At 59.0% G+C, this 14,563-nt stretch carries 11 protein-coding genes and 1 tRNA gene; 4 read left to right on the forward strand and 8 right to left on the reverse strand.

What is annotated here, in order from left to right:
* The 4 genes from MOV76_RS26420 to phoR form a co-directional block, all read right to left on the reverse strand.
* Window positions 1-974: PstA family ABC transporter permease (locus MOV76_RS26420; protein WP_247265631.1), on the reverse strand; the 974-nt coding region annotated here is incomplete at its 3' end.
* Entirely contained in the window at window positions 971-2,452 is a 1,482-nt protein-coding gene (gene pstC, locus MOV76_RS26425) for a phosphate ABC transporter permease subunit PstC (RefSeq protein WP_166465796.1), read from the reverse strand. The genes MOV76_RS26420 and pstC, both read right to left, overlap by 4 nt.
* 171 nt (window positions 2,453-2,623) lie before the next feature.
* On the reverse strand, window positions 2,624-3,658 hold the full coding sequence (locus tag MOV76_RS26430; protein ID WP_247265632.1) for a substrate-binding domain-containing protein: 1,035 nt from the start codon (window positions 3,656-3,658) through the stop codon (window positions 2,624-2,626).
* Window positions 3,659-4,297: 639 nt separating this feature from the next.
* Window positions 4,298-5,521 carry a phosphate regulon sensor histidine kinase PhoR gene (phoR, locus tag MOV76_RS26435; protein ID WP_130715548.1) on the reverse strand — a complete coding sequence of 408 codons (1,224 nt, stop codon included), beginning with the start codon at window positions 5,519-5,521 and terminating at the stop codon, window positions 4,298-4,300.
* A gap of 242 nt (window positions 5,522-5,763) precedes the next feature.
* Here phoR and ppk2 point away from each other — a divergent pair, with 242 nt between their 5' ends.
* Window positions 5,764-6,645 carry a polyphosphate kinase 2 gene (gene ppk2, locus MOV76_RS26440; protein ID WP_130750667.1) on the forward strand — a complete coding sequence of 294 codons (882 nt, stop codon included), beginning with the start codon at window positions 5,764-5,766 and terminating at the stop codon, window positions 6,643-6,645.
* 25 nt (window positions 6,646-6,670) lie between these two features.
* Here the strand turns inward: ppk2 and MOV76_RS26445 are convergent, their stop codons facing one another.
* Complete coding sequence (locus tag MOV76_RS26445; protein WP_130750665.1) at window positions 6,671-7,858, reverse strand: regulator; 1,188 nt, start codon at window positions 7,856-7,858, stop codon at window positions 6,671-6,673.
* Between the two features lie 288 nt (window positions 7,859-8,146).
* On the opposite strand from MOV76_RS26445, the gene MOV76_RS26450 reads away from it, so the two are divergent.
* Together MOV76_RS26450 and MOV76_RS26455 are read left to right on the forward strand one after the other, a co-directional pair.
* On the forward strand, window positions 8,147-9,106 hold the full coding sequence (locus tag MOV76_RS26450; RefSeq protein WP_130750663.1) for a nitronate monooxygenase family protein: 960 nt from the start codon (window positions 8,147-8,149) through the stop codon (window positions 9,104-9,106).
* A gap of 110 nt (window positions 9,107-9,216) precedes the next feature.
* Window positions 9,217-9,292: transfer RNA gene (locus tag MOV76_RS26455), tRNA-Thr, on the forward strand.
* A gap of 291 nt (window positions 9,293-9,583) precedes the next feature.
* Here MOV76_RS26455 and MOV76_RS26460 read toward each other — a convergent pair.
* On the reverse strand, window positions 9,584-10,123 hold the full coding sequence (locus MOV76_RS26460) for a DUF4231 domain-containing protein (RefSeq protein ID WP_247265633.1): 540 nt from the start codon (window positions 10,121-10,123) through the stop codon (window positions 9,584-9,586).
* Between the two features lie 226 nt (window positions 10,124-10,349).
* Between MOV76_RS26460 and MOV76_RS26465 the strand changes: the two genes are divergently transcribed.
* Complete coding sequence (locus MOV76_RS26465) at window positions 10,350-12,260, forward strand: ATP-dependent endonuclease (protein WP_247265634.1); 1,911 nt, start codon at window positions 10,350-10,352, stop codon at window positions 12,258-12,260.
* A 54-nt stretch (window positions 12,261-12,314) separates the two neighbouring features.
* On the opposite strand, the gene MOV76_RS26470 is transcribed toward MOV76_RS26465, so the two are convergent.
* Window positions 12,315-12,509: a hypothetical protein gene (locus tag MOV76_RS26470; protein ID WP_247265635.1), complete on the reverse strand. Its 195-nt coding sequence runs from the start codon at window positions 12,507-12,509 to the stop codon at window positions 12,315-12,317.
* 49 nt (window positions 12,510-12,558) lie between these two features.
* Window positions 12,559-14,541, reverse strand: a complete 1,983-nt coding sequence (locus tag MOV76_RS26475) for a head maturation protease, ClpP-related (protein WP_247265636.1) — start codon at window positions 14,539-14,541, stop codon at window positions 12,559-12,561.
* Window positions 14,542-14,563: the final 22 nt, after the last annotated feature.

Below are 14,563 nucleotides of genomic sequence, written 5' to 3' on the forward strand. Positions count from 1 at the left end.
CGGATCGACGGCGGCACGGCGCGCAGTGCCGCACGCGTTGCGATGATGATCGTCGGCAGGGTCATCAGCGTCAGCACCAGGCCACCGACCAGCGAAGCCGAGCGCGGCAGGCCGATGAAGTTGATGAAGACGGAAAGACCGAGCAGGCCGTAGACGATCGAAGGGACCGCGGCGAGGTTGTTGATATTGACCTCGATCAGGTCCGTCAGCTTGTTCTTCGGTGCGAACTCCTCGAGATAGATCGAGGCGGCGACGCCGATCGGCAGAGCGAGCACGAGGACGATCAGCATCAGATAGAGCGAGCCGATGAGGGCGACGCCAAGGCCTGCGGCCTCCGGACGGCTGGAATTGCCGTTGACGAAGAGGCCGGTGTTGAACTGCTTGTGGAGAGCGCCGCTCGCCTTCAGCTCGTTCATCCAGGCAACCTGCTTGTCGTTGACCTTGCGGTTCTTTTCGTCGACCGACAGGTCGATCTGGCCCTTGTTGGCGCTGTCGACATTGGCGTCGGCGAGCACCGTGACATTGACCGTCTTGCCGATGATCGACGGATCGGCGACGACCATGTCGCGCAGCTGGACCGGCGCACCCTTGGAGAGCATCGCGGATGCATCGCGCACATCGGGACGGCTCGAGGCATTGACGTTCAGTTGCTTGACGATCGCGTCGCGCAGGAGAACCGGGTAGTTGGCAGCGATCAGCACCGAAGGGTCGGTCGCACGCTTATTGTTCGGGTCGATCGTCTTCTCGGAGAATTCGATCGGCAGGGTAATCGCCGTCTGCTGAAAGGCGGTATAGCCTTTGCCGATCACCGTCCACAGCAGGATGAAGAGGAAGACGAGACCGAAGGTGATGGCGGCGATGCCATATGCCTGGAACCGGCGCTCGGCGGCGTAGCGGCGCTTGATGCCGATATCGCGTCGCACTGGCGCCTTGGAAACGGTGACGCCTGATGTGGGAGAAACAATATCCGTCATTCGTACTGCTCCCGGTATTTGCGCACGATGTAGAGCGCATAGATATTGAGGCAAAGCGTGATGCAGAACAGCGTGATGCCAAGGGCAAAGGCAACCAGCGTCTGCGGCGAGGTGAACTCGAGGTCGCCAGTCAGCTGGTTGACGATCTTGACGGTCACCGTCGTCATCGGCTCGAAGGGGTTGATCTGGATGCGGGCGGCGACACCGGCGGCCAGCACGACGATCATGGTTTCGCCGATGGCGCGCGAGGCCGTCATCAGCAATGCGCCGACGATGCCGGGAAGAGCGGCGGGGAGAACCACTTTCTTGATGGTTTCGGAGCGTGTGGCCCCAAGACCGAGCGAACCGTCACGCAGGGCGCGCGGCACGGCGGTGATGATGTCGTCCGACAGCGAGGACACGTAGGGGATCAGCATGATGCCCATGACGATACCGGCCGTCAGAACGCTCTGCGCCTGGATGAAGTTGCTGTAGTTGCCGCTGAGAAGACCGCTGATTTGGGCGGAGAAATCGCGCAGGAACGGGCCGACGGTGACGAGCGCGAAGAAGCCGTAGACGATCGTCGGAATGCCGGCGAGCACTTCGAGGAGCGGCTTGGCGACCCCGCGCACTTTCGGCGAAGCGTATTCGGCCATGTAGATGGCGGCGAAGAGGCCGACCGGCACGGCGACCAGCATCGCCACCAGGCCGATATAAATCGTGCCGAGCAGCAACGGGATGAGGCCGAACTGGCCGAAGGACGAGCTGCCGGCGCCGGCAAAGCGCGGATCCCAGACGGTGCCGAAGAAGAAGTCCATGGCGGGAACGGCCGCAAAGAAGCGCGCGGCTTCCGACAGCATGGAGAGCACGATGCCGATCGTCGTCAGAATGGCGATCGAGGAGGCGAGCAGCAGGCCCCAGAGCATGACGCGCTCGACCCGGTTGCGGGCACGGAAGCGCGGAGCGATGGAGCGCAGCGCATAGAAGGCGCCGGCAACCGCGAGAGCGAAGACAACAGCCGTCATGGCGATGCGGCTCGTCATGCTCATGGTGTTGAGCTTTTTGGCGGCGTCGAGCATGTAAGGCAGCGGCTGGCCGGCAAGCGGCACGCCCTTTTCGAGGAGCTTGGCCTGCAGGGCAGCCGGATCGCTGGAGACCGCCGCAGCTTCATCCGCGGTCAGCATCGTCAGGCCGCGGGCGACCGTCGCCACCATCGAATAACCAAGATCCTGCTCGACCGAGGCTTGAGCCTTGATGTCGTCAGGGACAGCGCTGCGAACCGAGGACTGGATGATGCCGGGGCTGATGGAGAGCCAGAGGCAAAGGACGATGAGGGCGGGAAGAACCGCCCAGATCGCCGCATAGGCGCCGTAATAGGCCGGCCGTGAATGCAATGCGGAGGATCGGCCTCCGGCAAGCGCCGTGGCACGGTTGCGCGCGACCAGATAGGCGGCGGCTCCGATCACCACAATGCACAAAAGTATAATGGATGTGCTCATTCGTTACGTCCCCAGGCCCATAGCCCCCAAAAAGCCCGGCAGCTTCATCAGCCTGCCTTCAGCTTCCACTCATGGAGAAGGAATTCCAACCCTGCAGCTCCAGAACCGCCGGCGCGCAGGGACATAAGGCAATGCCGGCGCGGGCTGAAAGGCACCGCGCCGGCAAAGTTATTACATGGACTTGCCTGCTTCGACGTCCTTGCGGATCGCGTCGCGTTCGGCATCCGGAGCGGCAACGAGGCCGTATTCGACGAGCGGGCTGTCGGGGCCGATCATCTGGTCGGAGACGAAGAAGTTGACGTATTCCTTCAGGCCCGGAACGGCGCCGAGATGTGCCTTCTTGACGTAGAAGAACAGCGGGCGGGAAACCGGGTAGGTGCCGTTAGCGATCGTTTCGGTGGACGGAACGATGCCGCTCATGCTCGCAACCTTGAGCTTGTCGGCGTTGTTTTCGTAGAAGGAAAGACCGAATACGCCGACGCCGGTCTTGTTGGCGGCGATGCGTGCGAGGGTTTCCGGATAGTCGCCGTCGATGTCAACGGCAACGCCGTCCTTGCGGACTGCGACGCAGGCCTTGCCCTGGGCAGCCTTGTCGGCGATTTCCTTGGCGATGACGTCGGTTGCGCCAGAGGCCTTGCAGCCGGCGGCGAGAACGTTCTGTTCGAAGACTTCGCGGGTGCCGTGCTTTTCGCCCGGGATGTAGGCAGCGATATCAACAGCCGGAAGCTTCGGGTTGACTTCCGACCACTTCTTGTAGGGGTTGGCGACGAGCTTGCCGTCGACGACGACCTGGGCTGCGAGGGCCTTGTAGACGTCGGCAGGAACGTAGGCGACGTCAGGGTTGGAAGCGTCGGTTGCGAAGACGATGCCGTCGTAGCCGATCTTGACTTCCTGGATGTCGGTTACGCCGGCAGCCTTGCAGGCTTCGGCTTCGTTCTTGTTGATCGGACGCGAGGCGTTCGCAATGTCGATGGTGTCTTCGCCAACGCCCTTGCAGAATTCCTTCAGACCAGCGCCCGTGCCGCCGGATTCAACGACCGGCGTCTTGAAGTTGGTGAAGGTTTCGCCGAAGGACTCGGCAACGATCTTTGCGTAAGGCAGGACGGTGGACGAACCAGCAACCTGAATCTGGTCGCGGGCGACGGCAGCGCCAGCGAAAGCTGCGGTTGCAGCGAGCGCGGCAACGGTGAGCTTGAAGGTGTTCATGTAAATCTCCCGGCATTGGGCTTGTGTGAGTGCGGCCTTTAGAGAGGCCCTCGCAGTGCCTTTTTTCATCGGCGAGACTCTCTTAGCGCTGTAAGCACCGTCCTTTTATGTCAAAGCGATGAAACATTTGTGACAGATTAACTCATTGATTTATAATGATATATTTTAAATAGGCCGATCGATCGTGTCGGGCGGCCAGCAAAGACCGGCAGTCAATCCACCTTGCGTTGCAAAAATCGGCTGCATATCGGTGGCGAATAGCGAAGCGGCGGCTTTCCGGCTTGCGCTCTTTCATCAAAGTCGTTCCGCGTTATTTGCATCCGGCTGCCGTCACCGCCCTTCGGACCCTCGTAGACGGGGCGAAGGGACATGCCGCAGCGTCTCGACTCCCTCTTCTCCCCTCGGGGAGAAGGTGCCCGTAGGGCGGATGAGGGGGCCTAGCGAAGCCGGTCTTTCCTATAACCCGTGCAAACCGTGCAGGCGTCGTCTCGACCATCGTCAGGGCCCTGGGCACGGTGTCGCGGAATAGGTTTTACGTGAGGGTGTGCCGTGTGGCCCCCTCATCCGCCTGCCGGCACCTTCTCCCCGAGGGGAGAAGAGATTTGCGGCAGCCTCTCCGTTCCTCACGCGACATATCTGTCAGAAACGGACGGTAAAATCGGTACCCTTGCCGACTTCCGACTTGACGATCAGCCGCGCCCGGTGGCGGGTGAGGATGTGCTTGACGATGGCAAGGCCGAGGCCGGTGCCCTTCTTTGAGCGGCTATCCTCGATGCTGACGCGATAGAAGCGCTCGGTCAGGCGCGGCACATGTTCGGCCGGAATGCCGGGGCCTTTGTCGACGATGCTGACCTCGACCGGCTGGCCGGTGCCGTTCTTCAGCCAGACATCGACGATCTCGCCCTCCTGGCCGTATTTGCAGGCATTTTCCATCAGGTTTTCGAAGACCTGGACAAGCTCGTCGCGATCTCCCAGCACCTCGACCTTGCCGTCGGGCAGATGCAAGTTGATGTCGACGCCGACATCCCTTGCCAGCGGCACCAGCGCATCTCTGACATGGCCGAGCAGCGGCACCAGATCGATCTTCTCATCCGGGGCGATGTGCGATTTCAGCTCCAGGCGCGAGAGCGACAGCAGGTCGTCGACCAGCCGGCTCATCCGCGTCGTCTGATCGAGCATGATGTTGAGGAAACGCGCCTGCGCCTTCAGATCGTTCTTGGCCGGTCCCTGGATGGTCTCGATGAAGCCGCGCAGCGAGGCAAGCGGCGTGCGCAGCTCATGGCTGGCATTGGCGACGAAATCCGAGCGCATGCGGTCAATGCGGCGGACCTCTGAAATATCGCGGAAGGAGAGGATGAAATAGCGCTCATGCGGCCCGTCTCCGGCCGCGAATTCAATCGGCGCGCTGCGCACGATATAGACGCGCTCGGAGGGCAGCCGCTCGGAATGCTCGATCTGGTTCGGCGCGTTGGTGGCGATGGTTTCGCGCACCATGTCGAGCACGCCCGGCGAGCGCAGGCGGGCCGATATATGGGCGCCGAGCGCCATCTCGCCGAAGGCCTTTTCGGCAGCGCGGTTCTGGAAGAGCACCGAGGCGTCGTCCGACAGCACCATGACGGGGATATCGAGGCCGGCGAGCGTTGCAGAAACCTCCGGCAGGCGGCTTGGCGGCGCCTCCGGCTCGATCTCCACCGGCGGAGCGGGGTCGGCCTCGATGATCGGCGCCTCGTTGAAAAGCGCGGTGAGGATCATCACAAGCAGCAGGACAAGCACAACCCATTTGTTCATGCCGGCGGCAAGCGCGGTAAGCGCGCTGAGGATCGCCGCAAGCAGCACCGGCCGCTCGCGCCTTATGCGCGCCAACAGGCTTTTTCTCCATGGAGTTTCGTCTGGCAAGTGCCCTCGCGGCGTCGATTCGTTTTTCTTTATATTGAACTCTGCCTGATAGCGGCAATTCATGACAGAAGTTTTCGGCTGGCCCTCTGAGATGGGAAAGGCCGCAGCCGAAGCTTAAGAAAAATGACCGGCCGGCCGCGAAAGATTTGATTTTCAACGGTAACTATGTTCGCCTGCACGAGAGAAACGATCAGGCCGAGGAGGAGCATATGGACGAGGACGTCGAAAACAGGGCCGTGGAGCTGGAGATCCGCGGAAAGAAACGCACCTTTGATGTCGACGATCCCATTCTGCCGGACTGGGTGGACGAACATGCGCTGGAATCCGGCGATTTTCCCTACAAGAAGAAGCTCAAGGAAGAGGACTATCTGGAGGAGCTGGAAAAGCTGCAGATCGAACTCGTCAAGGTGCAGTTCTGGCTGCAGGCGACCGGCAAGCGGGTGATGGCGCTGTTTGAGGGACGGGACGCTGCCGGCAAGGGCGGTGCGATCTCCGCCTCCTCTGCGCATATGAACCCTCGCCTTGCGCGCGTCGTGGCGCTGACCAAGCCGACCGAGCGCGAGCAGGGGCAATGGTATTTCCAGCGTTATGTCGCGCAGTTTCCAACGGCCGGCGAATTCGTGCTGTTCGATCGCTCCTGGTACAACCGCGCCGGCGTCGAGCCGGTCATGGGTTTCTGCACGCCGCAGCAATATGAAGACTTCCTCAAGCAGACGCCGCAGCTTGAAAAGATCATCGCCCATGAGGGCATCTTCTTCTTCAAATTCTATCTCGATATCGGCCGCGAGATGCAGCTGAAGCGCTTCCACGACCGCCGGCACGATCCGCTGAAAGTCTGGAAACTGTCGTCGATGGACATCGCGGCGCTGACGAAATGGAGCGATTACAGCGACAAGCGCAACCGGATGCTGAAGGAAACCCATACGGATTTTGCGCCGTGGACGGTGATCCGCGCCAATGACAAGCGGCGGGCGCGCCTCGAACTCATCCGCCACATGCTGAACAAGATGGATTATGACGGCAAGGACAAAAAGGCGCTGGGAGCGGTCGATGCGGAGATCATCGGCTCAGGCCCAGGTTTTCTGAAATAGGGCACCGGCTCCGCCGGGGCTGAGATCATTGCCCCGGCAGGATGCGGATGGCGAAGAGGTTGATGCCGCGCGCCTTGCCGTCGAGATCGCTGTTGATCGTCAGCGTGCCCGGCGAATTCGGCGCCAGCGAGCGGTCGAACTTCACCTGCAGCAGCGCATCCGATTTTTCCCGGGTGACGTTGAAGCGATGGCGGGCGCAATTGCCGAGCGTCTGGAAATTGCATTCGACGGTGATCTGGGTCGGCTCGTCGGTGGTGGACTGCAGCGTCAGCGCGATCGTCGAGGATTTGCCGGCCAGCTGCTGCAGCACCGAGGGGGGTACGCTGATCGAGATGTTGCCATCGGCCGTACCGCTCTCGGAAATCAGCCGGACGGCAGGACCGTCATTCTCGGCGATCTTTTCGGTGCGCGCCCGCGGGCCGCTTTGGATCTTGTCGGCGTCCTCAGGCTTGAACAGCGGGATCCAATCGGCCGAGAAACTGTTCTGCGGATCGATGGTCACCGGCTGATCGGTGTGGGAAGCGGCATTGCCGTCGCTATCGTCATTGCCGGTGAAATCCTCGGGCTGGGTGCTTGCCGGCGGGTTGGCAACGCTGGTGTCGCGCTCTGCCGCCGACATCAGCAGACCTGATGTATGCGCCCACCAGGCGCCGATGCCGATGAAGGCCAGCAGCACGCACCAGACGAGCAGTCTCGAAAAGAATTTTCGCGGCTTGCGGCGGCCTGCCGCCCGCTCCGGACGGAAATCCATATTGGTGGCGCGCTGACCGCGGGCAAGGCGTTCCTCGCCGACGGGGGCGGCAGCCAGATGATCGGCACTCCCGGCATGCACGTCGTCGAGGCTGGACTCGTCGCCGCGGCTTGGGGCCACGTCGGGCGCACGGGTCTCGCCTGAGACCATGGGACCGTCAAACTGATCGATTTCGGCTTGGTGAACCGGCGGCGCCGGCATTTCCACCACGGGCGGCACGGGCACTTCAGGCGGCCTCTGGCGTGGGTGAAGGCGGTCGCGCTCTTCGCCTTCGATGGCGTGGATGGTGCTTTCCAGGCGATGGCGGTGATGGGCGACGACCTCGGTGTCGGTGATATCCTGCTTGCGCAGGCCGGCTTCCAGCGCCTGGCGGGCGGACTGATAGATCCTCGCTCGAACCTCCGGATTATCGCGATCGGAATTCTCGAGCGCAGTTCTGATGGCCGTTTCTAATCCGCTCACATTCAGTCCTTCACCTTGAATTCGGCATCGGACTGCAATCCCCGCCGTTCTCCATCAAAATTCGGTAGCGTCAAGTGCGGCAAACCGCAAGCCTTGCGAGGGCGGGCCGCCGTCGATCGGCGGGGATAATCGGCAGGTTTCACCGCTTGCGGGCCTTATTCTATTAGCTTTCTCGGACGTATATATTCGGGCTGAAATCGACGAAGGCATGGCAGCCGCTCTTTTATCGGCTTTTCATCTCTGTTATGAGATTGACGTTTTCGTAAACGTCAATGGAAGTGGTGAACGATGGCCCTGCCCCCGATCCTCAAGGACAGATTGAGACTGCCGGTCATCGGCTCGCCGCTGTTCATCATCTCGCATCCCGCGCTGACGCTGGCGCAATGCAAGGCGGGCATCGTGGGGGCGTTTCCGGCGCTGAACGCCCGGCCGGAAAGCCAGCTCGACGAATGGCTGGCGGAGATTACCGAGGAGCTTGCCCGCCACGACGCCGCCCATCCGGAGCGGCCGGCCGCCCCCTTTGCCGTCAACCAGATCGTCCACATGTCGAACAAGCGGCTGGAGCACGACCTCTCACTCTGCGTCAAATACAAGGTGCCGATCGTTATCTCCTCGCTCGGCGCCGTGCCCGAGGTCAATGCGGCCGTGCATTCCTATGGCGGCATCGTGCTGCACGACATTATCAACAACCGCCACGCCCATTCGGCCATCCGCAAGGGGGCTGACGGGCTGATTGCGGTCGCGGCCGGCGCCGGCGGCCATGCCGGCACGTTGTCGCCGTTCGCGCTCGTCCAGGAAATCCGCGAATGGTTCGAGGGGCCGCTGCTGCTGGCCGGTGCGATCGCCACCGGCGGCGCCATCCTTGCCGCAGAAGCGATGGGCGCCGACATGGCCTATATCGGCTCGCCCTTCATCGCCACTGAAGAGGCGCGCGCCGCGGACGCCTACAAGCAGGCGATCGTCGCAGGCGCTGCCAGCGATATCGTCTATTCCAACTATTTCACCGGCGTGCACGGCAACTACCTCAAGCCCTCGATCGTCGCTGCCGGCATGGACCCGGACAATCTGCCGCTTGCCGATGTCTCGAAGATGGATTTCGAGCAGGCCGTCGGCGGCGCCAAGGCCTGGAAGGACATATGGGGCAGCGGCCAGGGCATCAGCGCCGTCAAGACTGTCGAGCCGGTGGCCAAACTCGTCGACCGCCTCGAGGTCGAATACAGGGCGGCGCGCACCCGGCTGGCGCTCTGAGGCGCCCTCCCCTCTTTTTTGCCAAAGCCATGACAGGGCGCTTGAAATCTTCCAACAATGGCTGTATCAGCGCCATGCAAATCGCAGGCCGCATGCTTCGGCCGCGAGGGGCCGCTTTAGCTCAGGTGGTAGAGCACATCATTCGTAATGATGGGGTCGCAGGTTCGAGTCCTGCAAGCGGCACCAAAAACATCAATAAAAACAAATCAATAGAGCTCCGAACAGAATACGATTTGCTTGAGGATATCCCTTAGGGGAAAATCCTGGGGAAACCTTCGTCCTCCTCCCGAAGTTGTCGCCTTTCATTCCGGTACCCGCACCCTCGAAAATCAAACCGCAACGCGTCAAGGTCGCAAGTCCCGTGTACTTCATCACGCTTTCGACTGCCGCTTGAAAACCGCCGTACGAGGAATCGTACCGTGGGTTTAAATCCCTTCCCGAGAATTCCAATCGGCATGAGTCCTGCGGCCCCTGGGCTCAAATTCCTTGGTGCTCCTTTACCTTGTCCTCCTTTGGCGCAAGCGAACTCATGCCGGAATAGAATACCTCCCGCTCTCTCACGGTGATGTTTTCGAACTCTGTTCGAAGATCGCTCATGGCCAGTTTCCATGCGTCCGCGCCAGGAGGAACGTTTACGATCAAATACCGGAAGCGTCCGAGCGCGGTTTCTAGGGCCATTAAAGCTATGTGACAGCTTATCCATCGCTGCTCATGTCGGAAAATGCGGCGAAGTCCTTCCATTATGGAGAGAAGCACTGTGATGACGATTGCAATGGAATTGATTGTTACTGGAGGGACTCCGAACAGCCCCGCACCATCGGGCCTTGCTCCCGCCACAAGAATGGGAGCAATGATCCCGAGCACCATCGTCGCAATCACGAACGTTCTCTGCGTCACGCGTGTTCTATCGGTCACGTTCTGATAGTAATCGATTGTTGACTCTACAACGTCAATGAGCCGCTCTTGCTCGGCAATCCACGCGCTGTTTTGAGACTCAACAGATTGATCGTCGGTCATGTGTCGAGGCACCCCCCGCGCGGCCGGTGACGCATGCCCCCATCTCCGCCATGTCGCGCGAAATATCATAATCGCGTTAGCGCACGGCGAACATCTATCCAAAAGGTTATCTCGCCCATTGCATGCAGCGATATTCACAGGGCAAACCATGTATCCCTAAGAAGATGCTTCAGTCACTGTGATTGCGCGCTAAACTGGTGGCGCAATTGATTCGGCTCAGGGCGCCATGCGGAAGAATCCAAATCTCATCAACAGCGTAGAAGTAAAGTATTTTCGCTCCATAAACACACAGAGAATTCGTGAGTGCAAACCGGTAAATATAATCACCGGAAGCAATGATGTAGGAAAATCGAATCTACTTCGAGCATTGAACCTTTTCTTCAATGAAAAAAACGAACATGGTGCCGATATTGTTTTTCGAGAGGAGTTTTCCCACTCTCGTTTTAACGCTGTTCGACGAGATTCTATTAAAGGTAAGCAGTTTATACAGATTGAAATTGAATTTAATTGTCAAGACTCATTTCAAAAGACTTTACCGCCTCGCTTTAGGGTACGAAAGACTTGGTTTAGGGATAGTAAGAGCCCAAACTTCACCCATGACCTCGAACGTCATATTTCATCTGGGAGTCTGCAAACAACGAAGAATAAAGCGGAAGGAAGCCTTCAACGTTTCTTGAACTCTATCGTTTTTACCTACCTCCCAGCCATTAAGGATAGGAGTATTTTTCAATCTGTATTGTCGGAGCTTCAGAGCGTTCTGTTTCAACAAAGTGAAACATCAGGCGGTAATTTCATTGAAGATATCGAACGATTCAGTAACGACTTGGAAAATCAAGCGCAGGAGCTTCGCCAGGCGTTCGAAGAAATCACCGGCGTAGACGCGAGAATATCTCTTCCTTCTACCTACGCCGATCTATTTCGTGCATTTAATATCAAGACGGCTGGTCCCTTCGAAGAGTCAGTCGCATTGGACAACAGGGGAGATGGTGTCCGGGTACGATTTCTCCCTGCTATTCTGAATTACATAGCAGAACGTTCTACTAAGGTGCACGTGTGGGGGATTGAAGAGCCCGAAAATTCGATGGAATACAAACGAGCGTTCGAACTTGCGGACACGATGGCTAAATCATACTGCAAGAACGCCCAGATTTTTCTCACTACGCATTCCCCAGCGTTCATAGACGTGAATCGCGAAGGGCAGTCGATCTACATGGCTCAGCGGAAGGGTCATGATACCGAATTTCTGCATTTGAACAGCGCGCGACGGAATCGCCTCGTCATCGAGGATCCGTATATGCTCGTAGCAGATGAACTCGGTCATATTAAACTGATGAACGAGCTTCACGAAAAACTTCAGGAGCGCATCTTAGTAGCCGAAGAAGCCGCTGCGAGTCTTGCCGCCACAATGGCTGAAGTTGAGGCTGTCAAAATTCCCGTGTTGCTGACCGAAGGAAAGACAGACGTATTAATTCTCAAGGAAGCTTGGCGAAAACTTAGGGGAACGGCGCCACCGTTCGCGATCAAATCTTGTAATGTATTGAGCGAAACGGAAAAGAACGACGCTGCTGGCGCCGCGCAACTGGCGATCTGCTTGCGCTCAATCATGGCAGATAGCCACAGTCTAGTAATCGGTCTTTTTGATCGCGACGAGGAGGGCCAAAAATGTTGGGCTCTCGACGCTAATTTCGCTAAGCAGGACCTCTTCTCAGACGTCAAAGCCTCAAAGAACGGGAAGGCATACGCGATTCTGCTTCCTGTTCCTGACGGTGAACCGGATCTTGCCAAAAGCAGCCATCATTGCCTCGAATTTATGTTTCCAATTGCTGCGTTGAACACCAAGAAAGATGGGCGCGGTCTGATACTGAGAGGACTTCCTCTTGTCACCAAGTGCGGCAGCAAGGTTGTCTCGTCAGTTGACGGGACAGAGATTTGGCAGATGACGGTTGCCGACGGGAAGAAAGTTTTTGCCGAAGAGATCGTGCCAACCTTGGACGCAGCCTCTTTTAGAGAGTTTGAAAAAATCTTTATCCTCGTTGAAGCGATCATTGCCGCGATCCCTGTACAGCAGCCAGATGATTCAGCTGTTGTCGCTGAGGAAGGTGAAACAGAAACGGCTTCTGAAAGCGAACTCGCGTAAAGACCCGGCGAGTCATTCCGTCCTGTCGCCACAGATAGCCTTTGCCGCCGCCACTCAATTGATCGAGTCGATTTGAATGATCTTCATCGGCCGGCCATGAACCCGGGATGCTTCCTCGGCACCCAACGCAAGAGCCGTTTCCAGCGTGACACCTAAGCGGGCGCAAAGTTCGTCGATCGATATAATTTTGCCCTGCGCCCACTCCTCGGCGATCTTTGCACCTTCGGCCATGATCTCGTCGTCGGTCAAATGCGAGTAATGTTCCGACATTTTCGGTCCTCTCGGTTGATCCGGGCGTTTATTCGCCCTCATTGAGATAGGCGCCACGCCAGCCGGTGATGCCACAGCCAAAATCGAGGATCGCCCGGAATTCGGTTCCCAGCGTGTTCCAACCTTCGCGCGTTTCCAGTTTCGGCTGCTGGACACCGTTGAGGTAGGCAATCTCAAGGATCGGCGCCTGGTCGGGCGATGCAAAGAGCCGCCAGGCCGCATCCTCAAGGCGAGGCTCGACCAGCAGCGTGAGTTTCCCGGAGAATGGGTTTACTTCCTCGGTTGCCGAGGGCGTGATCGCGGCGATTATTTGCTCGCCCGTCGTTTCGTTATCAGAGCCGACGATGAGGAACTGCGGCTTCAGCGAAAGTGGCGTCTCGTTGTCGAGGCCCTTCTGATCGCGCAGCGCCTTGCGGCCAGCGCTGACGCTGCTGATCGTCAGCGCGGATGGCGTAACCGCTTTGTTTCCACGTGCATTCGCGAAGAGCGTGACGCCGTCATCAAGCAGCGGCCCGAGGCCGCTATTGTCGAGCAGAAGGTCGGCAATCAAATCCGCCTCCGTTTGCGCGGCGGCTTGGCCGAACGCCCGCAGCGTGTCGGAGAAGGCGTCGAGATCATCATTGATCAGCGCTTCCCGCGAGATGCCGAACATTTTCGCATATGGCTTGACGCGGTAGGTTTCTTTCGCCTCCGAACGCGAGCCGTAGGTGATTTCGGCGCCTTCAAGCACCTCTTCAAGCCTCGGCATTTCCGACATGCGGCCGATGGTCATGGCTTTGAAATTGGCGGCGTTACGGACACGTGCCAATTGCTTCAGCGGTGTTTCGGCGGCGCGATACGCATCGAGCATGAAGCGGTTCGCCGCGTTGCCCGTGACAAAAGGAAAGTCTGACGTGCTGTGTGTCGACCCGCTGCTCATGATCTGCGTGGCAAGCCGATCGCGATTTCGCGAAATGACCCGCTCGCCGCGCGCCTCCAGCAGAGCTGCCCCCATTTCGAGTAGGCTGCGGCCCTGCCATTCCGAAGCGCGGCCCTGAGCAGGCTTGCCAGCGATCCGGGCATAAAGCGCATCCTCGATATCGCGGGCGACCATCATCGAGCCGTAGCTGTCGTCCAAAACCAACGGTGACACCCGACCGCCGCCCGGCTCTTTGTCGGCGAGCGCGTTGATAACCATCGTCTGTGCTTTTGCGAAATCACCCTTCGCGTTGAGCACGATTTCGTTTGCCTCCACCAGCGTCATCTTCGCAGTGGTGCAGAGCTGATAGATGCGGCTGTTGACGTCCTGCATCTTGGCGGCCGCCTGGTCGTCGGCCGCAGCCACGTTCGGTTCGGTCATGGTCACTTCCTTTCGTTTGTGCGGAGCGGACGCAACCGCCACCATCGGGAGACCCATCGCCTTCCGCTCTCCTGCAAGCCTCTTCAGGCGATCCGGCGCTTTTGCGTAGCTGCTATAGTCAAACGCCGCATCGGCCGTCGGCGCGGTCGGTGCATGTTCGGAAACCGAGGTGGCGAAGCCATTGGCCAGCGCCTCCTGCGGCGCCATCCATGTTTCATCCTTCATCATTTGCCGGATTTCTTTCTCGGAAAGGCCGGTGCGGTCGGCATAGACTTGTGCAAACACGCCGGTCATCGTGTCGAGAACACCGGCTGTGCGCCGGTGATCGTCGGCCGGTCCGAGGGTCATTCCGGACGGCTCATGGATCATCAACAGCGTGCCGAGAGACATTTCGATTTCGTCGCCAGCCATGGCTATCAACGAAGCCGCCGAGGCGGCGATCGCGTCAATCTTCACGATCACCCTGCCGTCGTGGCGCTTCAGAGCATTGTGGATCGCCGAGCCCTCCATGGCGATGCCGCCGCCGGAGTTGAGGCGCACGACGATGTCGCCGTCAAGCTCGGCCAAAGCCTCGATCACCTGCGAGCTGGTGAAGCCGCTTTCATCCCAAAAATCCGTGAAGCCGACCGGCCCGTAAAGCATCAGCTCGCCGTCTACGATCAGTTTTGACATGCTTGCCTCAATTCGTTTGCCT

Origin of the sequence: Rhizobium sp. PRIMUS64 (assembly GCF_023006465.1) — a bacterium.
GTDB classification, from domain to species: domain Bacteria; phylum Pseudomonadota; class Alphaproteobacteria; order Rhizobiales; family Rhizobiaceae; genus Rhizobium; species Rhizobium leguminosarum.

What these genes read in the sequence shown, in the direction of transcription:
- MOV76_RS26450 (WP_130750663.1), top strand. Translation starts at nt 8,147, where the DNA reads ATGGCCCTGCCCCCGATCCTCAAGGACAGATTGAGACTGCCGGTCATC.
- MOV76_RS26465 (WP_247265634.1), top strand. Translation starts at nt 10,350, where the DNA reads ATGCGGAAGAATCCAAATCTCATCAACAGCGTAGAAGTAAAGTATTTT.
- MOV76_RS26460 (WP_247265633.1), bottom strand. Translation starts at nt 10,123, where the DNA reads ATGACCGACGATCAATCTGTTGAGTCTCAAAACAGCGCGTGGATTGCC.
- MOV76_RS26475 (WP_247265636.1), bottom strand. Translation starts at nt 14,541, where the DNA reads ATGTCAAAACTGATCGTAGACGGCGAGCTGATGCTTTACGGGCCGGTC.
- ppk2 (WP_130750667.1), top strand. Translation starts at nt 5,764, where the DNA reads ATGGACGAGGACGTCGAAAACAGGGCCGTGGAGCTGGAGATCCGCGGA.
- MOV76_RS26430 (WP_247265632.1), bottom strand. Translation starts at nt 3,658, where the DNA reads ATGAACACCTTCAAGCTCACCGTTGCCGCGCTCGCTGCAACCGCAGCT.
- pstC (WP_166465796.1), bottom strand. Translation starts at nt 2,452, where the DNA reads ATGAGCACATCCATTATACTTTTGTGCATTGTGGTGATCGGAGCCGCC.